The sequence below is a fragment of the Nostoc sp. genome, assembly GCF_036919615.1.
In the GTDB taxonomy this organism is placed as follows: Bacteria; Cyanobacteriota; Cyanobacteriia; order Cyanobacteriales; family Nostocaceae; genus Nostoc.
Window position 1 is genome coordinate 78546 of record NZ_JBALCN010000026.1, and the last position, 20859, is coordinate 99404.

General features: G+C 41.5%; 18 protein-coding genes. 11 read left to right on the forward strand and 7 right to left on the reverse strand.

Annotation, left to right across the window (positions count from 1 at the left end):
• Positions 1-754: 754 nt before the first annotated feature.
• The gene (locus V7K48_RS09395; RefSeq protein ID WP_335071732.1) at positions 755-1741 is read right to left on the reverse strand and encodes an extracellular catalytic domain type 1 short-chain-length polyhydroxyalkanoate depolymerase; all 987 of its coding nucleotides are present in this window, start codon (positions 1739-1741) and stop codon (positions 755-757) included.
• A gap of 527 nt (positions 1742-2268) precedes the next feature.
• Positions 2269-2475, reverse strand: a complete 207-nt coding sequence (locus V7K48_RS09400; protein ID WP_335071734.1) for a hypothetical protein — start codon at positions 2473-2475, stop codon at positions 2269-2271.
• Between the two features lie 135 nt (positions 2476-2610).
• Here V7K48_RS09400 and V7K48_RS09405 point away from each other — a divergent pair, with 135 nt between their 5' ends.
• The gene (locus tag V7K48_RS09405) at positions 2611-4380 is read left to right on the forward strand and encodes a serine/threonine-protein kinase (protein WP_335071736.1); all 1770 of its coding nucleotides are present in this window, start codon (positions 2611-2613) and stop codon (positions 4378-4380) included.
• A 211-nt stretch (positions 4381-4591) separates the two neighbouring features.
• Here V7K48_RS09405 and V7K48_RS09410 read toward each other — a convergent pair whose 3' ends face one another.
• The gene (locus V7K48_RS09410; RefSeq protein WP_335071738.1) at positions 4592-6721 is read right to left on the reverse strand and encodes a serine/threonine-protein kinase; all 2130 of its coding nucleotides are present in this window, start codon (positions 6719-6721) and stop codon (positions 4592-4594) included.
• 167 nt (positions 6722-6888) lie between these two features.
• Here V7K48_RS09410 and V7K48_RS09415 point away from each other — a divergent pair, with 167 nt between their 5' ends.
• The 4 genes from V7K48_RS09415 (at position 6889) to V7K48_RS09430 (ending at position 12450) form a co-directional block, all read left to right on the forward strand.
• Positions 6889-7590, forward strand: coding sequence for a rhomboid family intramembrane serine protease (locus V7K48_RS09415; RefSeq protein WP_335071740.1), 702 nt, complete (start codon positions 6889-6891; stop codon positions 7588-7590).
• Positions 7591-7780: 190 nt separating this feature from the next.
• Entirely contained in the window at positions 7781-10435 is a 2655-nt protein-coding gene (locus V7K48_RS09420) for a PAS domain-containing hybrid sensor histidine kinase/response regulator (protein WP_335071742.1), read from the forward strand.
• Between the two features lie 72 nt (positions 10436-10507).
• Positions 10508-10843, forward strand: a complete 336-nt coding sequence (locus tag V7K48_RS09425) for a hypothetical protein (RefSeq protein ID WP_335071744.1) — start codon at positions 10508-10510, stop codon at positions 10841-10843.
• A 272-nt stretch (positions 10844-11115) separates the two neighbouring features.
• Positions 11116-12450: a GTPase family protein gene (locus V7K48_RS09430; protein WP_335071746.1), complete on the forward strand. Its 1335-nt coding sequence runs from the start codon at positions 11116-11118 to the stop codon at positions 12448-12450.
• Here V7K48_RS09430 and V7K48_RS09435 read toward each other — a convergent pair.
• Complete coding sequence (locus V7K48_RS09435; protein WP_335071748.1) at positions 12447-12593, reverse strand: hypothetical protein; 147 nt, start codon at positions 12591-12593, stop codon at positions 12447-12449. The two genes, V7K48_RS09430 and V7K48_RS09435, sit on opposite strands and share 4 nt — an antisense overlap.
• 57 nt (positions 12594-12650) lie before the next feature.
• Between V7K48_RS09435 and V7K48_RS09440 the strand changes: the two genes are divergently transcribed.
• The 4 genes from V7K48_RS09440 (at position 12651) to V7K48_RS09455 (ending at position 15506) form a co-directional block, all read left to right on the forward strand.
• Positions 12651-12884, forward strand: a complete 234-nt coding sequence (locus V7K48_RS09440) for a hypothetical protein (RefSeq protein WP_335071750.1) — start codon at positions 12651-12653, stop codon at positions 12882-12884.
• Between the two features lie 39 nt (positions 12885-12923).
• Positions 12924-13205 carry a hypothetical protein gene (locus tag V7K48_RS09445; protein WP_335071752.1) on the forward strand — a complete coding sequence of 94 codons (282 nt, stop codon included), beginning with the start codon at positions 12924-12926 and terminating at the stop codon, positions 13203-13205.
• Between the two features lie 113 nt (positions 13206-13318).
• A complete protein-coding gene (locus V7K48_RS09450; RefSeq protein WP_335071754.1) occupies positions 13319-14143 on the forward strand; it encodes an SDR family NAD(P)-dependent oxidoreductase in 825 nt (274 codons plus the stop codon).
• Positions 14127-15506, forward strand: a complete 1380-nt coding sequence (locus tag V7K48_RS09455; protein ID WP_335071757.1) for a flavin-containing monooxygenase — start codon at positions 14127-14129, stop codon at positions 15504-15506. Before V7K48_RS09450 ends, V7K48_RS09455 begins: the two co-directional genes overlap by 17 nt.
• A gap of 497 nt (positions 15507-16003) precedes the next feature.
• Here the strand turns inward: V7K48_RS09455 and V7K48_RS09460 are convergent, their stop codons facing one another.
• On the reverse strand, positions 16004-17236 hold the full coding sequence (locus V7K48_RS09460) for a DUF4336 domain-containing protein (RefSeq protein ID WP_335071759.1): 1233 nt from the start codon (positions 17234-17236) through the stop codon (positions 16004-16006).
• Positions 17237-17894: 658 nt separating this feature from the next.
• Entirely contained in the window at positions 17895-18317 is a 423-nt protein-coding gene (locus tag V7K48_RS09465; protein WP_335071761.1) for a hypothetical protein, read from the reverse strand.
• Between the two features lie 533 nt (positions 18318-18850).
• Between V7K48_RS09465 and V7K48_RS09470 the strand changes: the two genes are divergently transcribed.
• Both V7K48_RS09470 and V7K48_RS09475 read left to right on the forward strand, forming a co-directional pair.
• The gene (locus tag V7K48_RS09470) at positions 18851-19816 is read left to right on the forward strand and encodes an acetamidase/formamidase family protein (RefSeq protein ID WP_335071763.1); all 966 of its coding nucleotides are present in this window, start codon (positions 18851-18853) and stop codon (positions 19814-19816) included.
• Positions 19817-19840: 24 nt separating this feature from the next.
• Entirely contained in the window at positions 19841-20212 is a 372-nt protein-coding gene (locus V7K48_RS09475) for a sulfite exporter TauE/SafE family protein (RefSeq protein ID WP_335071765.1), read from the forward strand.
• Between the two features lie 5 nt (positions 20213-20217).
• Here V7K48_RS09475 and V7K48_RS09480 read toward each other — a convergent pair whose 3' ends face one another.
• Positions 20218-20802 carry an NADPH-dependent FMN reductase gene (locus V7K48_RS09480; RefSeq protein ID WP_335071767.1) on the reverse strand — a complete coding sequence of 195 codons (585 nt, stop codon included), beginning with the start codon at positions 20800-20802 and terminating at the stop codon, positions 20218-20220.
• Positions 20803-20859 lie beyond the last annotated feature (57 nt).

Sequence of the window (20859 nt, forward strand, 5' to 3'; positions counted from 1 at the left end):
TTTTTAATCAAGTTTTATTACTTCAGTAAAGCTGATATAAGTTATTAGTTTTGCTTATTTAATGGTCATATTGGTGTTTGTAGGTGTTCCAAATACATTAGGACTTACGCGTAGGTAACGGAAAATCGTAGACGCATTCGCGGAGCGTCTATCTGTGACACGCTGCGCGAACGTAGAGAAGCGGCTTGCCGCAGGCTACCACAGAGTCCGCAGAGGAATAAGAGTTTGAGAGGTTTTTTGCGTAAGTCTTATACATATGAAATTACCCTGACTGAACAAGAGTTGATCGACTTGGAGCAGCTGCACCAAAAGATGTAGCAGCAGGTGAGCGCTACCCTAACATGAGTACTGTTAACCGTTGATCCATCTGAGTGCTAGAGTATTTTTCCGATTCTGCTTTTGATGAGCGTAGGCATCACTTGAATAGAGAGCAATGGGCTACGCCCTGCAAGAGCGATCGCTCATGTCGAATTTGCTATAAAACAGTTGATTTCAAGTTAAAAAATTTATGGATATAACTTAACTAGGCAGCAAAGAGAGCGGTAAATGCTTGTCTACGCTTTTTTAGATTTTCCTCTTTACCAGACGCTGAAGGCGATCGCTTGAATTCCAGGCGATAGGTGATTGCGCGGTGCTGCCGTTACAAGCGATCGCAATCAGAGGAAAGTTGAGGTGCGATGCCTGCGGCGGGCGGGTACGCCATCACACCCACCATTTATTTTGGGCTTTATTGAGATTGAGGTATTCTTATTGATCAGATATCTTTGGCTTGAACTGGGGTTAGAGTATGACGCTCAAAGAAATTCCAAATTGTCTGAGTTGAGTCCAAACCCAGGTTGTTATTGAACTTGTTAACATTTTTATCACTAGAAGTACCACCGTACCAAAGATGTCCCCCATTAACTACAGCCAATTGTAAAACCTCCGAACCAGCGTTACAACCGGAGTAGGAATAGGTTTTAACTTTATCGCTACTGCTCCCATTTTCAGGGGTAAATGCTACATCCTTTGCAGTATACGTGGGACATTGGTTATGAACGCGCCAAAAATTTACTACTTTCGGAATGGAAATGAGCGCTCCCTTTTGAGTTTTTTCGTCGCCCTGATAATGCACAGATTGGTCGTTTGTGCCGTTAATCATCAATATTGATACAGGAAGATGCGGTTGGCATGTTTGTTCAAGTCGCATTGGCAGAGAACCAGCAACAGAAGCAAAAGCTGCTATCTGATCAGATAGTTGACAAGTCAAAGCCTGAGTTAATATTCCACCTTTAGAAAAGCCACTAGCGTAGATTCTCCGCTTATCGATATTTCTAACTTGCTCTAGGTGATTAATTAAATTCTTCACAAAAGAGATATCATCAATCTTCCTTTTGCCGTTCTTTCTCAAGCTCCATTTATGGTCAATCCCATCAGGATAAACTACAATAAACCCTTTTTGCTCTGCTAATTCATTAAATCGAGAGACATTACTAATTGAGCGCCCGCTTCCATCGTCCCCATGAAATACTAAAACTAATGGCATCGGACGACTAGGAGAGTAAGACTTTGGTGTGTAAATATAGTAAGTACGCACAGCACCTTGCTCAGTTAATTCACCATTACTAGCACCAAAAACAACTTGGGACTGCTGGTTAGTTATTTGCTCTGCTTGAATTGATTCGCAAGCTGTTACTAAACTAATTAAGGTAAAACAAGTAAATATTCGCTTCAATAACTGATAACTTAGATGAAGATTCACGGTAAATAAAATTTGGTAAAAGTATAAGTATCTTGTCTTTCATGCTGCTATTAATAACAAAGTACATCTTTTCACTTACTGTTTAACTCATACAAATGGCTGAATAATCACCCAATTACAACTACTGAAACTCTAACTACAGATATAATCTATAGCAATCCGAATTGAATCGGGAGAAAATACGGAGATTAAAAGTACGTATTTATAAGCTTTTCAGCCTTTTGCTCTCTCACAAATGATTTCTGATTATTATAGTATTTATGTACTAATAGATGAAAATAAAGCTACCATCACCAAATCAGCCCTCATGCTTGTGGTATAAGTTTTTTTAATTTTGCTTGTTCGCATGATTGCGTTTAAGAGAATCCACAAGACTCCCTCCTTGCTTGGCGATCGCCATCACTTCTTTACGAGACGCTGCGCGGTAAGCGAAGGCGAGTGCGTATCCGTCCCTTAGGCGTCTTTGGCAGGAGAAGGACTCAGTTATGCTGTACGGCTATTACGCGAACGCTAACACAACTTTGGCGCTAGCTTGGTGGCTTCATCTCCGGTGGTAGGGGTATCACTTCTTTAGCAAATTCATCGGCTACCCCTAACACCTGCTTTGTGTTGCGGTAGTTGAGTTTAAAAATAGTTGTGCGTCCCTGTGCCTGAATGCCTACGCTCTGAAAGCTAAATTTCTGATTGCGTTCTTCTCCGTACAGGTTTTGGCCATCGTCATAGAGGATAAGCAAAGAATTGGTTTGGTGGTTTACGGGGCGATCGCATGATCAGGTATCAAAACTCTGGTTATTTATTTCTAAAGCATTCCGGAAACAGCAGGGAATGTCAGAAAAATTAAATAAAAGGACTTACTGAGTAACCAGGTCATGAGCCACCACATAATCGGTAAATTACTACAAGGGCGTTACCAAATTATCCAAAGCCTGGGTGCAGGGGTGTTTGGACAAACATACATTGCTGTAGACGTAGATTATCCGGAGAATCCCAAATGCGTTGTTAAGCAGATTAAAGTTAGCAGTTCCGAATCCGGCTACTTGGATATGCTGAGGTTACTATTTCTGACTGAAACCCAAACCCTCAAGCTTCTGGGAAGCCATCACCAAATTCCAGAATTCATTGCCTGCTTTGAAGAAAACGAGCAATTTTATTTGGTGCAAGAGTGTATTGAAGGACATGCCCTGACTGCGGAATTACCTATTGATCAACAGTGGGGGTGTCTGTGGAGTGAAAGCGAAGTTGTAGAATTTCTGATAGATGTCTTAGGTATTCTAGAATTTGTTCACTCTCAAGGCGTTATCCATTGCGATATTAAACCGGAAAACTTGATCAGACGTAATAGCAATCGCAAGTTGGTTCTGATTGACTTTGGCTCAATCCAGTCTATCGATTTTGGCATAGGTGCGGAATTGCCTATTTTTAGAATTCCTGCCACTTCATTGGGGTACATACCGCCAGAGCAATTTATTGGACAAACACAGCCCAACAGTGATATTTATGCTTTGGGTATGATTGCCATCCAGGCTTTAACTGGGTTAGAACCACTACAATTAAAGGCTGATCCTTATACGAATGAAATTGTTTGGCGTTCTCAAAACACACCAGTTAACGATTATCTAGCTGCTGTTCTCAGCCAAATGATCCGCTACGATTACCAAAACCGCTTCCAGTCTGCGGATGAGGTACTGCGGGTACTCAAACAAATAATCTGGGAAACTGAGCCACCACAAATATTAGAAACAGATTCTCAATTTCCTCTAGAAGGGGCAATTGAAGATGATAATTCTCAAAATCCGGCATCTAGGAATTTATCCCCCTTATTTACAGGAATTAAAGTCGGACTGGCGGCTAATTCTTTGTTAATGGGATTTGGTGTATATTCTTTAATTAATGCTGCACCTGCATACTCAGAAACAGAAACCTTGTATAAAGCAACACAAGAATATCAAGCAGGGGATTTACAAGAGGCGATCGCATTAGTTAAATCAATTCCTTCCCACAGCGATGTTTATCCAGAAGCGCAAGCGACAATCGAAGAATGGCAACAGCAATGGCAAGTAGCTGCACAGCAATACCAAATAGCTCAAACAGCTTTGAATGAAGGCAGATGGTCAAATGTTCTTCATGCTGCTACTAAAGTTCCAAATATTTTATATTGGCAATCTAAAACAGACAAACTAGTTCGGCAAGCATCTGTCAACATTGAAGCACAGACGCAAGATTTATTAACAAAAGCTTACGAAAGAGCCGCTGAAAAAGATTTTTCTGCTGCATTACAATATCTGCGCCAAATTCCTAAAGAAAGTTCTGCTGGTGCTTTAGTTCAAGACAAGTTGGCTGAGTACAATCGAAAGCGGCAGATCAGAGCAGCCTACTTTTTACAGAATGCTTACAAAAAAGCATCTATTGGTGATTTTGATCGGGCTGTAAAATTTCTCCGAAATATTCCCCAAGATACTCTAGTTTATGCTCAAGCTCAAGTCAAATTGAATGAGTATACTCAAAAACAACGTGTGCTGGCTGACAATCAAAAGGTAGCTTCTGCACAAAGAACAAATTCATTCGTTTCTAAAAACTCAGCTACTAGGATTGAATATCTTCAGGAAGTAAATTACCTGCAAGAAGTGAATATCCGGTAGTTATAGCAATTTTCAGATGGATAGACTTGTTACATACAGCAATTTTTAGATGCGTGGAATATGGATTATTGTAGGGGCACAATATATTGTGCCCCTACGCGTGTGGTATTTTTAATTGAAAACCCCTGTAAGTTCAGAGTAAGGACTTTAGTACTTGATTTGAGCGCTAAAGCGCTCACTACGAATCAAGCATTCTTAACTTGATAGAGTACTAAGGTGTCGTCTGCGGTGGATTGGTGGAATTAGGAACTGGGATAATTGGCACGATTATAGGCTTTGATTTTTCACCTTGCAGTTGAATTTGGGCTTGGTTGCGGGCGTCTATTGCTTGTTGGTAATTAGGCTTATATTTTATTGCTTGATCGTAAGAAGCGATCGCACTTTGATAGCGTTTCAAATTTAATAGGGCATTGCCTCTGCTATACCAACTTTCGTAATGGTCTGGTTTATAACGAACTGCCTTATTATAAGACGCGATCGCATCTTCGTATTTCTGCAAAATGTATTGTGAATTACCCAGATTATACCATAGGTTATAGTCACTTCGTTTAATTGTAGCTGCTTTATTATAAGATTTTATTGCTTCTTCATAGCGTTGGTTTTGATGCAGCGACCAGCCCAGATTATACCATGCTTGATAGTTGCCAGGATTGAATTTAATTACTTGATTAAAAGATTCAATCGCTTCTGGATAACGTTGTAAATTTAGCAGTACATTTCCTCTTGAAAACCAAGCTTGATAATAATTTGACTGGGATTGTACTGCTTTATCATAAGCCGTAAATGCATCTTTGTAGCGTTGCAAATTTACTAAGGCATTTCCCCAGTTATACCAGGCTTGCTCATAGTCTGGTTTTAAATAAACAACTTTTTGGTAGGCGGCGATCGCATCTTCGTATCGCTTAGAATTCTGCAAAGCTAATCCTTTTTTGTACCAAGCTTCATAATTATCTGGTTTGAGCTCAATCGCTTTTTCATAAGATTTAATTGCTTGGTCATATTGGTTTAAATTACTGAAAGCTTCACCTTTAGCGTTCCAAACTTCTGAGTTGTCATTATTTAATTGTAAGGCTTTGTCAAAAGAGGCGATCGCTTCTTGATATCGCCGTAAATTTCCTAAAACAAAACCCCGTCCAATCCAAGCATCTAAATAATCTGGCTGAATTTGAATTGCTTTGTCATATGCCGCTAATGCTTCTTTGGATTTTTTTAATTTATCCAGCGTTTTGCCTTGACCATTCCAGCCTTGAGCATAATCTGGTCTAATATTAACTGCTTTTTCATATACTGCTAGCGCGTCTTGATAGCGTTGCAAATCAAAAAGGGTATTTCCTTGTTTAGATAATTCTATAGCGTTATTTGAATTAATGTGATTCCAAATAAATATTGATGCTACTCCGCTAACCCCAATGAAAAATATAGCTAGTAAAATTTTACCCAATATACCTTTTTTTGGTTGAGGTTTATTTATATTTTTGGGTGGAGAAATAGGAGTTAACGCTATTGTCTGGGCAGGTGGTTGGATTAACTCTTTCAGTGCTTGTAATGCTACTGTTGCCGAAGGATAGCGTTGCCGAAAGTCGTAGCAGACCATTTTATCTAAGAATTGAGCGAATTCTGGCGTTACCGTGGCTTGATTATGCCAGATAATTTCATTAGTATCGGCATCTTTTACTATTTCCTCAGGTGATAATCCTGTGAGAGCTTGAATAGCAATTATTCCTACAGCATAGATATCACTACTTAATTTTGGCGTACCATGAGCTTGTTCTCCAGGAATATATCCAGGTGTACCTATGGCAACGGTAGCTATAGTTTGACCTTGAGGAGTAATCACTTGAGTAGTAATTTGTTTAACTGCACCAAAATCAATTAAAATTAATTTGCCATCCGGGTGGCGTCTGAGAATATTTCGGGGATTAACATCACGGTGAATTACATTTTGTTGATGGACAAATTCTAAGATTGTCAAAAGTTCTTGTAAAAGTGAAATTACTTGCTCTTGACTCAGGGTTTTACCTGGGATTAATTCTTGACTCAGGTCATGACCTTCGATCAATTCCTGTACGAGATAGAATTCGGCATTCTCCTCAAAATAAGCTAAAAGTTGGGGAATGCGATCGTGAGTTCCTAATTTATATAGAACTTGTGCTTCCGTATTAAATAAACGCCGAGCTGTCTCCAAAGTTACTGGATCAGTTGCCTGAAGTTTAAGTTTCTTGACGACACATTGAGGTGATCCAGGTAATTGAGTATCATAAGCCACAAATGTTTCACCAAAACCCCCTCCTCCCAAGTTACTAATAATTTGGTATCTTCCAACAAGTGTGTTTCCCAGCATCTCGTTTGCCTACTTAAGTGCAATGCGATCTGATTTCAATCTTGCCACAGGTTAAGCAGAAGTGAGGGAGTGGGGAGCAGATAGGGAACCGCTTGGATCATGACTTGTTTGGTGTTTCTTAATTACGAATTACGTTAGCGAGTCTTTGAGCGTCATGATAAATTAGTATGATTCCTATTAGTGATAATATTCGTTGTCGGAGTAAACCGATTATTAATTACTGGCTGATTGGCATTAATATTGCTGTATTTTTATGGGAACTTCAACTAGAATTTAGTGGTGGATTGGGCGATTTTGTCAATAGCTGGGGTGTGATTCCAGCGCAGATTAGTGGGGCAATTACAAATGCACTCTTTTTCAACAATTCTGCTGCTTGGATAATTGTAATTTGGCGAACATTTTCACTATTTTTTGGGATATTTCTGCACGGCAGTTTTAGTCAGATATTGGGAAATCTGCTATTTTTGTGGGTTTTTGGTAAGACTGTAGAAAATATTCTGGGACATAAACGCTATCTAGGATTTTATCTGGCTGCTGGGGTAATCACAAGCTTAGTCCAAATTCTGGCTGAACCGAGTTTGAAAGTACCATTGATTGGGAGCAATGGCGCGATCGCAGCTGTTTTAGGAGCATATGTGATGAAATTTCCTAAAGCTAAAATTGACACAATTTTGCCGCTAATAATCTTATATATCCCCATTCAACTCCCAGCTGTTTTCTATATATTTTGGTGGTTTGTACAACAATTATTTTATGGTATAGGCAGTTTAAATATTCCCCCCCTTGGTGTAAATCAATCGGGTGTTGTCTTCTGGGGGCAGGTTGTGGGATCATTAATTGGTGCGGTATTCATACGTCTGAACAGATGATTGATTGACCGCTGGATCCAAAGCGTCTTGCCGTTAGACATCGCTCTTAATTTCAGAGGATGTTTTGTGGCTAAAACTCCTATGTGCCTTTTGATGGATTGTATTTTTCATCTAAAAAATCCATACTCGTAAAACTAGGGGATGCCTAACTCTTCAAATCGGTATTGTTTAGTTGTGAGTTGTGTTTAAGATGACAAATGTTGATAAAATTAACTTTCAACTCACTGATGAATTAGCAGTTATGCGGCAGCGTGTAGCTAAGTTAGAGCAATCAGAAATATTTTATCAACAAGGGCAAGCAGAGCTTGAGCAGCAAGTAATAGAATTAAAAAAACAACTGGCAGTAGCACGACAAAATCCCCAGATTCAAGTTGTCGAGCATGACATTAAATGGCATCTTGAACAGAGGACACTCACAGCCTTGAATCTGCCAACAGATGTGGCAGTCACTTTACAGCAACTCCAACAAGAAATTGTACAGCGACAGCAGGAAGAAGTTTCTCTGAGGGAAAGTGAAGAACGGCTCAGGCTAGCTCTAGATGCTTCCCAGATGGGCATGTGGGATTGGAATATTGTTACCAATCAAGTTATCTGGTCAGAAAATCATGAAGTGCTTTTTGGTCTGCTTCCAGGGAGTTTTGAGGGCACTTATGAGGCGTTTTTGAAGTGCGTTTATCGTGAAGACAGGCAATCTGTAATGCAAGTTATTGCCCAGGCTTTAAGACAAAAGACTGACTACAATAATGAATATCGCATAGTTAGATTAGATAAAACTGTACATTGGATTTCTGCCAAGGGAAAATTTATTTATGACGATCAGGGACAAGCGGTGCGAATGATTGGAGTTTGTATGGAAACTACTGTGTGCAAGCAGGCAGAAGAAAGTACTCGTGAACTAACAACCCAAGTCCAAGAACAGGCAAATATTTTAAATGCTATCCTCACTGCATCAGTAGATCACATTTACATCTTTAATCGCAGAGGTTGCTATCAGTATGTCAGTCGTGATGGAGCTACTCTACTAGGCTTAAAGCCCCAGGATATCATCGGAAAAACTTTGCCAGAACTGGATTTACATACAGACCTTGTAGAGCAGATAGATAATCAACGACAAGCTGTGATGAAAACTGGGCAGCCGGTTAAGGATGAGTGTGAATATCTTACCACTGATGGGGTACATTATTATGAATACATCCTCACAGCATTACGGAATTCTAATCAAACTATTGAAGGCGTAATTAGTGTTTATCACGATATTACGGAACACAAACGGGCAGAAAAATCATTACGTGAAAGTGAAGCGCGATTTCGGCGTTTATTTGAATCTAATCTGATTGGAGTCGCTTTTTGGAATGTGGATGGCTTTATTATTGATGCCAATGATGCCTTTCTTCAACTAGCTGGCTACACTCGTGATCAGTTTGCCACCTTAGGTAGAATTAATTACAGAGAACTTACTCCTGTCGAATATAAGCATTTAGACGATCGCGCCCTCTTGGAGGTGCAAACCACTGGAGTTTCCAAAATTTATGAGAAAGAGTACCTCCACCCCAACGGGAAGCGAGTCCCAATTGTTTTAGGGATAGCCTTGCTGAATGACTCTAAGGATAATGGTGTTGCTTTTGTACTGGATATTACCGATCGCAAATCAGCCGAGAAAGAATGCGCTCACCTCCTCGAACGAGAAATGAAAGCACGCAAACAAGCAGAAATCGCCAACAAAATCAAAGATGAATTTCTGGCGGTTCTCTCCCATGAACTACGAACCCCACTCAACTCCGTTTTGGGGTGGGCGAAAATGCTGCGGACTCGCAAGTTTGATGAAAAAACCACTAACCACGCCTTGGAAACCGTTGAACGCAACGTCAAGTTACAAACCCAGCTAATTGAAGATTTGTTGGATGTGTCTCACCTCCTCCAAGGAAAATTAAACTTGAATATCTGTCCAGTCAGCTTGGTAATGGTGGTTGAAGCAGCACTAGAGACAGTACAACTAGCAGCACAAGCTAAGTCAATTCAAATTCAAACCATATTTGATTGCACTTTGGGACAAGTGATGGGTGACCCAAATCGGCTTCAGCAAGTTGTGTGGAATCTCCTTTCCAATGCGGTAAAATTTACACCGACAGGAGGACGGGTAGAAATTCGATTAGTGGAAGTTGGTAAGCAAGTTCAAATTCAGGTCAGCGATACAGGTAAGGGAATTAGCGCAGACTTTTTGCCTTATTTGTTTGATTACTTTCGCCAAGCTGATAGTACAACTACCCGGACATTTGGTGGACTAGGTTTAGGATTAGCGATCGTGCGTAAAGTTGTCGAAATGCATGGGGGAAATGTTCAAGCCGAAACCCCTGGAGAAATATCGGGTGCAACCTTCACTGTTCAACTACCACTTTTGGTCAGAAGTGAACAGGTTAAACATGAAGAGAATGAGTCTTTAGATTGTCAGCCGGAATCCTCCCGCCTTTTAAACACTCAAATTTTGGTGGTAGACGATGAACCTGATATCCGCGACTTAATTACCTTTATTTTACAAGACTACGGTGTGGAAGTAACCGCAGTATCATCAGCACAGGAGGCATTACAAGCGCTGTCTGAGTCGATACCAGATGTTTTGATTAGCGATATTGGAATGCCAAAGACAGACGGTTATATGCTGATGCGGGAAGTGAGAGCGCGATCGCCTCAACAAGGAGGACGCGTACCAGCGATCGCTCTGACGGCTTATGCAGGGGAAATGAATCAGCAGCAAGCACTAGCAGCAGGATTTCAAATGCATATTTCTAAACCAGTAGATCCAGATGTATTGATAAAGGCGATCGCTGATTTAATTGAGCCAAGCTGATATTAGGTAAGCGTCCGAAAGTCTTTCCATAACTTTAATGTTGTTTGATCATTGTCAGCTAATACAATCGCATTGTCAGTCGATACAATCGCATTGTCAGCCGATATAATCGCATTGTCAGCCGATACAATCGCATTGTCAGTCGATACAATAATTTTTCCCTGCTACCTTCTTTTACGGCGACGGTTTATCTGTAGTGTGAGCCACCGCTACCTTCAAAACGCGATCGCCCAGGTTTATAACACTACTAACGATACTGGTTATAGCGCTTCTCGTTGGGTGAGGTACAGTTTTGATCTCTCTTTTACAGGACTTACGCACAGGTCATGGAAGAACGAACCACAGAGACACAGAGAAGCCAGTGCGTTGGGCGGGTTAAGAGACTTGTTCGCGCAGCGTCTCCGATAGGAGAAGCAACTGGCGCGACACGGAGGATTAAGAGTTTGAGAGGTTTTTTGCGTAAGTCCTATTTTAAAAGGAGAGAGGCTTTGAATTCTTCCCCCTTAGAGCGTCAGGAAGGGGGTTAGGTCTATCTGCGTACTTCATTCAATTTATAAATGGCTATATCCCTTTGAGAATCGCTATAAGATGAGTAAAAGGGTCTTCTCTATCAACAATTTCAATCTTAAACACCATGAAGTGTTCTAAATTTAAGACAGCTATCTACCGTTTGCATAGAAATGACTGAGCAACGTGATGCTGACTCACCGTCAACTGATTCTCAGCAGTTGAGTAAACCGACCGATGGAGCAGCTACTAAATCGGTCGATAATTCCTGGACAAACCGCATTGCTGGTGTCTGGAACAACGCAACAACCCGCTTAACGCAACTTTTGCCCGTAGAACAACTGGCACAGACAGTTGTTGAATGGTTTAGTGTAAACGAAACTCAGGTTGCAGAGATTTTAGAGAAAATTCGAGCCGAACTGCCAACCACAGAAGCTTTAGTGATTGGTAAACCCCAAGCCGGAAAAAGTTCAATTGTCCGGGGATTGACGGGAGTATCTGCCGAGATTGTCGGTCAGGGATTTCGTCCCCACACCCAACACACTCAGCGCTATGCTTATCCTTCCAATGACCTGCCGTTACTGATTTTTACTGATACAGTGGGGCTGGGTGATGTTAAACAAGATACTCAGGTAATTATTCAAGAGTTAGTTGGCGATTTACAACAGGAGACTCGTTCCGCCAGAATCCTCCTTTTGACAGTTAAAATAAATGATTTTGCAACTGACACATTGCGACAAATTGCTCAACAGTTGCGTCAGCAATATCCAAATATTCCCTGTCTGCTGGTAGTTACCTGCTTGCATGAGGTTTATCCTGGTGATACCGTCGATCATCCTGCCTATCCGCCAGATTATCAGGAAGTCAACCGCGCATTTGCCGCAATGCAGCAAGCCTTCGCAAAGATAACTGACCGCTCTGTACTAATTGACTTTACTTTAGAAGAAGATGGCTACACTCCGGTATTTTATGGCTTAGAAGCCCTGAGAGATTCCTTGGCAGAATTACTCCCAGAAGCCGAAGCTCAGGCGATTTATCAGCTATTGGATCAGGAAGAAACTGGTAAGCAACTTGGTAACCTTTACCGCGATGCTGCACGCCGTTATATTTTGCCATTTGCAATTATGTCTGCCACCCTTGCCGCTGTACCTCTGCCATTTGCCACAATGCCCGTACTAACTGCCTTGCAAGGATCAATGGTGGGTCTGTTGGGTAAATTATATGGGCAGACACTTACGCCATCTCAGGCGGGAGGCGTTGTCAGTGCGATCGCAGGTGGTTTTTTAGCACAGGCAATTGCCCGGGAGTTAATTAAATTTATACCAGGTTTTGGTAGTGCGATCGCAGCTTCTTGGGCAGCCGCCTATACCTGGGCATTAGGGGAAGCAGCCTGCGTTTACTTTGGTGATTTAATGGGAGGTAAGAAACCCGATCCCCAAAAAATTCAGTTGGTGATGCAAGAAGCATTTCAGGCGGCGCAAGAACGGTTTAAGGGAATTAAACGTTAAGACTCAAAAATCCATTTCTCAAAGCAAACACTCACTGGATTTCCCACATAGCGTCCATAAGCTGCTATGCGTTGATAACCCACAGATTCATATAACCGAATTGCCGTAGGCTGATAAATGCCTGCAACTTTGCAACGAGTCAAGAGACATTGCCAGTGGCTTTGATATGAGATTATCTGTGTGTAAGAAACAATAAAATCATGCAAAACCGAACTTGGCAACCACCGAAATTTCTTCAACTCAACGGTCAATTTGTAACACTCAGACCCCTGATTCCAGAAAGGGATGTGGATACCTTATATGCAGCTTCACACGGCACTCCAGAAAAAGAAGCCATGTGGAATTATCTCTTTTACGGCCCATTTGATCACCCTGCCACGATGAAAGACTGGATAGAAAGAAACCTAGTAAGTAAATCCGACCCTCTTGCTTGAACAGTCTTTGAAAACTCAGCAAATATTCAGGTAGGTATTGTGGCATTAGTTGCGATCGCACCAAATCATGGTCGTGCTGAAATTGGTCATGTATGGTTTACTCCCGCAGTCCGCTCTTATTTTTCTTTAACCAGAGTGATGGAAGAGCGCTTAAACGGTTACTGCGGAATGCTATTATACGCAGGTGTTCCTGCCGCTAAATTTCAGGCGATCGCGGCTCGAAGGGCGGGCGCAAGTTGTGATTTTAGCCAAAGGCGCAGCGTCTTCAGCTTTACTTCTAAATTCTGTTTTGTTAAGTTACCAAAAATTGATAATTTATAAATATCGTTTTTTGTTAAATACTTTTAGATGCGTTTATCTCGTATTTTCAATTCATAATAACCATGAAACAAAATATTCGCAGCAATATTAATTAATAATTTGGAAAAGAGATTATGACCCAGTTAGACAAGACGGTTGTACTGATTACTGGTGCTGCTGGTGGGTTTGGACAGGAACTGACGCGACAGTTGTTAGAGGCTGGTAGCCGACTGATTTTAACGGATCTAAATGAAGTTGTGCTGCGTGAACGAGTTGAATTGATTCAGTGCCAAGTCGCAACTGGTCAAGTACTAGCTTACCTAGCTATTGATCTTTCTACCAGTGAAGGATGTGAAAACCTGTATCGTCAAGTCAAAGCACTCAATATTCCTGTCGATATTTTGATTAACAATGCTGGTATTGCGGTCTTTGGTCGCATGGATGAAATTCCAAGTGAGAAATGGGAACGTCTCATGCAGATAAATCTACTAACACCGATGCGGTTAAGCGCCCTATTTGCTGCTGATATGATTGCTCGTCAACAAGGTCATATTGTGAATATTTCATCGTTAGCAGGTTGGTGGGCATCGCCTGGATTAACTCATTACGCAGCTAGCAAATTTGGTTTGCGTGGATTTAGTGAAGGATTTTTCCATGAAGTAAAAGACTACAATGTAAAGGTTACAGCTGTCTATCCCTTTTTTAGCCGTACTCCAATTCTCCAGTGTGAACGGTTTGGAAGTTTTGCCAAGGGTAACGACGACTTTCTAGAAGATGTAGCAACCGATCCAGCCCAGGTAATGCGCGCCACAATTAAAGGAATTATTCACAATAAATTGCATGTCTTTCCCGATGCCACAGCTAAAAAAGCCCATCTTCTCAAACGATATTTTCCTCAGATAGTGAACTCGATTAATGATGCATTTCTTAGGAGGTTGAAAGTTGGTAAAGGAAAGTAGTAAAACTCAGAAGATTTTTGATAAAACTCACAAACAGCTGATTATCGGGGCTGGTTTTGTTGGATTAGGTATGGCTTGGGCACTTAAGACTGCCGATATTCCTTACGACCAAGTTGATGCCAGTGATGATGTTGGCGGAAATTGGTATCACGGCGTTTACGAAACCGCCCACATTATTTCGTCACGCAAAATTACCCAATTTAGCCATTTCCCCATGCCTGATAATTATCCCGATTTTCCCAGCGCCCAGAACATGCGGGATTATTTAAACGCTTTTACAGATTATTTTGATTTACGTCCACAGATTGAACTGAATCGTACAGTTAATTACGTCCGCCCAGTTGAAAACAATCTTTGGGAAGTGACCTTTGCTGATGGAGAACAGCGAATCTATAAAGGAGTGGTGATGTGCAATGGGCATCACTGGTGCAAACGTTTTCCTAAATTTCAGGGAGAATTCTACGGTAACATTATCCATTCTAAAGATTACAAGCATCCAGATCAGTTGCGTGGTCAGCGAGTTTTGGTGATTGGAGGTGGAAACTCAGCTTGCGATCTGGCCGCAGAAGCAGCCCGCGTCAGTGCTAAGTCTGTTCTGAGTATGCGCGAATCAGTGTGGTTTATCCCAAAGTCTTTTGCGGGAGTCCCAATTGCTGACTTAATAAAATGGTGGATGCCACAATGGTTTCAGCGGCTTATGGCTCACGGAATTATCCGCCTGAGCTTCGGGACGCACGAAAATTATGGTTTATCCAAACCCAAGTATCGAGTTTTTGACAAGCACCCGACTCTGAACAATGAAGTGCCCTACTACATCAATCATGGACGAATTATTCCTAAACCTGCGGTACGTCAGCTTGATGGTTGGGAAGTTGAATTTGTTGATGGTAGTCGAGAGGCATTTGACCTGATTGTTTGTGCAACAGGTTACTACGTTGCTTATCCTTTCCTACCCCCAGAACTTCAGCGTATTGAAGGAGCAGTAGTTAAATGCTATGGCGGTTCTTTTTTTGATGATTACAAGGGACTCTATTTTATTGGCTGGGGACAGGCGCGAGGCGGAGTTGGTTCGCTAATTGCAGCTTACGGTTCGCTGTTCACGCGCTATTTGAAACTCCAAGATGAAATCAATGTGCCTCTTGGTCTAGTTTTCAAAGAAATAGGACAACAATTGCCAAAAACCCATCTTGGAGATCCCCAACAGATTTTTAGACAATTAAAGCTCGCTGATCTTTTATTTAGCTGGCTTGTGAAAAAAGCACATCAGGTTGATAACCAATATCCCAACTTTAGTAATAACCCGCAACTTGGGTTAATAGACTGTGGTGGAAGTTTGTCTACCTCTACTCTGCATGGGTTTTAAGCTTGTTTATCCCTCAAAAATATTTAAGTACGACTACGCAAAACCGTCTCTCTGCAACAGGCGCTACGGTATACACACAAGTCATCGAATTACCCAAAACAAAAGAAAAACCTCACCTTGTCAAGAAAGGACATCCCTCTCCTTAGTAAGGCTACGGTGTATACACAAGTCTGAAATAGTTTACTCACCTGGTTTTTCGCGTCAGTTTTACCCCACCCTAACCCTCCCCTTGTCAAAGGGAGGGAACTAGATTCCTGTTTCCCCCCTTTCTAAGGGGGGATTAAGGGGGGTAATTTGACTTGTGTATACACGGTAGCCTTAGTAAGGAGAGGGACAGGTTTTACATAGTAAAACCAGGGTGAGGTATCTCAGGGGCTGCACGATAAATCTTAAATTATCTCACCAAAGACTTGTGTGTACACCGCAGCCGACGGGCGAGAGGGACAGACTTGAACTAAAAAAGTTCAAGTTAGGGAAAGGTTTATCGAACTCACGTCCTACACCTTCTCCTTTGCGGCTGGCACAATGCCAAACTTATTTAAACCTGCATCGATTTCTCTAAGTACTTTAAAATCCTCCTCTGGTAAAGGATAGCTGCTACTGCTGAACAAACCTATACTGACAGCAGGCTGCTTTTCCAAAAAAGAGAAAGCTTGGCGAAACTGATACGGCTTGGCTTTAATCGGTGAATCAAAGTGGCAGGGAATAATCCACTCAAAGTCCCAACTTGCAACTTTATCAGCCCAATCGATGGTTTCTTTGGGTGCGCGGTTGAGAATCAGCTTCTGTAAAATTGGTGCGACAAACAAACGCCCATCACCTCGTAGGGCATCAAACGATCGCTGCCAATCTGACTGCCATTTAAAGGGATACAATCCAAAATAAGCTTTCTTTGAGCGCTCTGGTGCTTTCAAAGCATCTTGCAATACCTGACTCCATTGGCGTATATCTAGTGTGCTTGGTTGAAAATACAAAGCAAACAACGAGATGCGCCGCCAACCCTTATGGTGATTTACTTCAATGTCTGCAACAATATCACAAGCATGATCCTTGGCATGGAACAGCAAAGGATATGGATCTAATAGAACGATCGCAGGTGGATCTTCTGGGATAGAAAGCACAGAATCTGTTACTAAAAGAGTATGCGATCGCTTGTGGAAAAAAGCAACTTCTGCAAACCGACCAGGCCCAAGCTCGATGGGGCCCAACATTGCATAATCAAACTCGTCAGCAAAGGGTGTTTTGCTACTATCTTCTGGGAGTACTTGAGTGCGTTTTGGGGGTAAGCCAAGCCAGCTAAGGGGGAGATTTAGCGGGAAACTCCACTGATGGGGAGCCACAAACACCTGTGCAGTCGGAAAGTATCTAGCGAAGGGGCCGACAAAGACTTTATGTTCTATACCAGAGATAGTTGGCAGGATGATGTACTTAATGTTGCCATGTTCTGTCACCAACTCATTCACAAGCCGGATGCACTCTAGAGTTGGTGCAACAGGCGCGTAGACGAGAAGACCCCCGGCTTCGAGCTTAACCACAGTCATGCGAATCGGTACAACAACGTAGAAAATGCCCTGAATCTGGTCAAAATTCCAAATTGTGTCCTTGACCACTTCTTGACGAATTGTCTGCCGCCTACCATATGGGTAGAGTGGCAAAACAGGCCATAATCCCCATGAAAAATCCTTTGGATGAATCTGTTGTGCATTGACTATGCGTTGATCATCAGCCACTCTGCAACCCCCTCCAAATTCCCGATGTTCTAATTGTTTTTATTTGCTCTCCATGAAGTTGGAGTTTAGCAAATTGTTGAGATAATAATCTAGCTTTTAATAAAACTGTTGATACACGCGCTTTGAGCGTACTGCTGTCCACCTCTACCAATATTCTTCATTGGTTTATCAATGAAGCTCAAAGGTTTATTTACAAGTCCCATTTATACCAATTTACTAAATTATAGTTACAAATCCTTCTCCCTCTGCCCCTCTTGCCACAGCGTGAAATGAGCATGCTTCTTGGGACGACCTTTTCCAGAATCTGACTTTTCACGGGATGTGGAAAAGGTTATTTTGAGGGTTTCTCAAACCCTAACTTTTACGTTACCTATTTTCATTAACTTAGAGTTATTGAGAATTAGACTGTGGAAAAAGCCACGCTGTTTCGTGGTTTGAGGACTTACCGTGAAAAGTCAGTTTCCAGAATAAGCTCCTGGTTCACCTGATAAACACAGATTTGAGCGCAACCAAACAAGAATATCTACGGGAATATTGGCAGTTTTTAATTAAAAATTGAAACAATAAAAAACCCGCTTATATGGCGGGTTGTGATGAATGTGATCAAATAGCTTATGAGAAATACGTTCTCATCAATAAATCCTTTTTAACAATGTCTTCAATCGGGACTCTCATAAATCGAGTTGGTGAGAGTAATGTAAACTTCTGCATGATCGCCGCCACCAATTCCACTATTTCTCAAGTTAATTTGACGACGTGTAGGTAAACCGCCCTTTGGAACTGTAAAGTTTACCTGTTGCGTGTCTTCTAAGTCATCTGTGTCCTTAGAAGTACCTTCAAACAGTTTTGCTGTTCCTGTGACTTGAACTGCATTATTCTGAACTATCTGTCCACGTAGTTCAACTTCAACTCGACACTCACCTCCCCAACGTAAATAAGGCACTTCAATGATTCCAGCAGGTTGCCCCTCATCCAGAATGACATCAACACCTTGTTCTAAATGACCATGTTCATTGCTAAATGGCCAGCTTTCATCATCCGTGCCGTCAATAGTAACGATTCCTGCAACTCTTCTTGTCATATCTATTTCTTTTCTTTTTAAGTAAAAGAATGTTCACCTCCTATTCTGGACAATTCAATTAAGTTACGGTATTACCCTCAAGGGTACTTTTTTGCTTTATAATTGCTTGATAATAGAAGATTAAAAACCTTTAATCTTTTATTTCGTTACCACATAACCACTTCCCCTAACGGTGATAATGTGGATCAATTGCAAGCTTTTCATCAATTTCTATCTCTACACCACTTCTAGCATCATGTATAAGATGTAGAGATATCTGTACTTTATAGACTGTATAAATAAATAACTCGCGTCCATGCACTCGTCTTTTACCGTTTTTGTGTGTACAAATTATTCATACTTGAAACGTAATTGACCTATATTTAATTGCTAAAATGCTGTGCAAGTTACTAACATAGCGGTTCTCTCTTTGATGCAACACGCGTTAGGGAATATTGCTGTACCCCTACCAATGGTACACCAGTTTGCTCAAGTCTTTTAACTCGCCCATGCGACTTGCTCCTGTATTACACGCAACTAAAAACAAAACAGCGATGACTCACTACATTTTAAAAGCCTCAAAAGAAACTGTGCATCTGGGTGGTTTCTCCCATCTGCTAAAACCAGCACTCACTATTGATTCTGGTGATACAGTTGACGTAGAAACTTATACTGGTTACTACGTTTACGACAAAGCACCACCTGAGTTTGTCACACCAGAATTTATCGACATCTGCCAAAATCTTTTACCAGAACGCAAAATTGCTGGGGGGCCGCATTTACTCACAGGGCCAATTTATGTGCGCGATGCCGAACCAGGGGATGTTTTGGAAGTACAATTAAATGCGATCGCACCTCGTTTACCTATAGGCTTCAATGCCATTCGTACAGGTTGGGGAGCTTTACCACATCAGTTTCCTCAACCTGCTTTGAGATTCATTCCTCTAGATTTAACAAACAATATCGCAGAATTTCCGGCAGGTACTGGTATAAAAATTCCTCTAAAACCGTTTTTTGGAATTCTTGGTGTCGCTACTCCAGAAACCTCTCGAACTTCCGTCCCACCAGGTTCCTACGGTGGTAATATCGACAACCGCGAGCTGCAAGCTGCTTCTCGTTTATTTTTGCCGATTTTCGTACCAGGTGGATTATTTTCTATTGGTGATGGGCATTCTGCACAGGGAGACGGCGAGGTAAATGTCACCGCTATTGAAACTTCCATGAACGGTAGAATTACCCTCAAACTTCGCAAGGATTTACAACTGACAACCCCAATTGCCGAAACTCCAACTCATATCATCACAATGGGCTTTGCTCAAACCTTAGATGAAGCCTTGGAACTAGCTTTAAAAAACATGATTGATTTTCTGGAACGCTTCATAAATTTGTTGCCAGAAGATGCTTATGTATTGTGTAGTTTAGCTGTAAATTTCCATATTACTCAAGTTGTGAACAGTCCCCAAAAAGGTGTGCATGGAATGCTACCTAAATCAATATTGTCCAATAAAATTAATTTATAATTTGCAATATAGTGACCATTTTTTATGTCTAATATTTTGATCCAACTGTTGTTAATCGGTTTAGTTTCTGGTGTTGCTGGCGGGATGTTTGGTATCGGTGGCGGTGCAATTATGATTCCAGCAATGGTGTTAATAATTGGTTTAGATCAGAAGTTAGCTACAGGAACTTCTGTGGCTGCTCAAATTTTGCCAATTGGCATTTTAGCAGCCTTAGTTTACCATCGCAACGGTAATCTTAATATCAAATATGCCCTGATTATTGCAGTTGGTTTAATTGTGGGTAACTTCTTCGGAGCATTGTTTGCAAATCAGCCGTTTATTAGCACCGAGTTAATGAAAAAGCTGTATGGCATCTTTGTGTTAATGATAGGTATTCGTTATTTACTATCAAATTGAAGAGTTTAATTAAGCTTCAGCAATATCTTTGTTAAGCCATCGCCTAGCTTTTCAATAGATTGCTGCTGTTTAGGATCTTTTAACGTGTCATCGCCATTAAAGGCTTCATAAGCTTTGGGTACGGTTACCTGGTCGGGAAGTACCAAAACTCTCATGTTTCCCAATATAGACCGCAGGTGAACTAACCCCCGCAAACCACCAAGAGCGCCTGGAGAAGTGCTCATAATGGTAGCAACTTTACCTGCAAAAGCAGTCAAAGCCAAAGGTGCTTCATTTGGAGATGGACGAGATGCCCAGTCAATGGCATTCTTCAAAACTGCTGTGAGGGAACTGTTATATTCCGGCGAAGCAATCAGCAATCCTTGATGAGAAATCATCAAGTCCTTAAAAGTGCGGGCGTTGGCAGGTAGTCCTTCTTGAGCTTCCAAATTTTCATCAAAAAGAGGTAAGGGCAAATCGCGGAGGTCTATATAAGTCACTTCTGCACCTGCTGCCTTAGCACCAGCCACCGCAATTTTTACCAATTTTTTGTTGTAAGAATCAATCCGGGTGCTGCCAGCAAAGGCGAGGATTTTGGGTGTATATGCCATAGTTGTTAGGTTGAATGGGAAGGATTAGACAGTTCAGCTGCATTATCCTGTTTTCAG

Bases quoted from the DNA above. Each gene is read 5' to 3' on its own strand.
- V7K48_RS09420 (WP_335071742.1), top strand. From the start codon at position 7,781: ATGACAAATGTTGATAAAATTAACTTTCAACTCACTGATGAATTAGCA.
- V7K48_RS09470 (WP_335071763.1), top strand. From the start codon at position 18,851: ATGACTCACTACATTTTAAAAGCCTCAAAAGAAACTGTGCATCTGGGT.
- V7K48_RS09430 (WP_335071746.1), top strand. From the start codon at position 11,116: ATGACTGAGCAACGTGATGCTGACTCACCGTCAACTGATTCTCAGCAG.
- V7K48_RS09480 (WP_335071767.1), bottom strand. From the start codon at position 20,802: ATGGCATATACACCCAAAATCCTCGCCTTTGCTGGCAGCACCCGGATT.
- V7K48_RS09410 (WP_335071738.1), bottom strand. From the start codon at position 6,721: ATGCTGGGAAACACACTTGTTGGAAGATACCAAATTATTAGTAACTTG.
- V7K48_RS09475 (WP_335071765.1), top strand. From the start codon at position 19,841: ATGTCTAATATTTTGATCCAACTGTTGTTAATCGGTTTAGTTTCTGGT.
- V7K48_RS09450 (WP_335071754.1), top strand. From the start codon at position 13,319: ATGACCCAGTTAGACAAGACGGTTGTACTGATTACTGGTGCTGCTGGT.
- V7K48_RS09415 (WP_335071740.1), top strand. From the start codon at position 6,889: ATGATTCCTATTAGTGATAATATTCGTTGTCGGAGTAAACCGATTATT.
- V7K48_RS09440 (WP_335071750.1), top strand. From the start codon at position 12,651: ATGCAAAACCGAACTTGGCAACCACCGAAATTTCTTCAACTCAACGGT.
- V7K48_RS09405 (WP_335071736.1), top strand. From the start codon at position 2,611: ATGAGCCACCACATAATCGGTAAATTACTACAAGGGCGTTACCAAATT.
- V7K48_RS09465 (WP_335071761.1), bottom strand. From the start codon at position 18,317: ATGACAAGAAGAGTTGCAGGAATCGTTACTATTGACGGCACGGATGAT.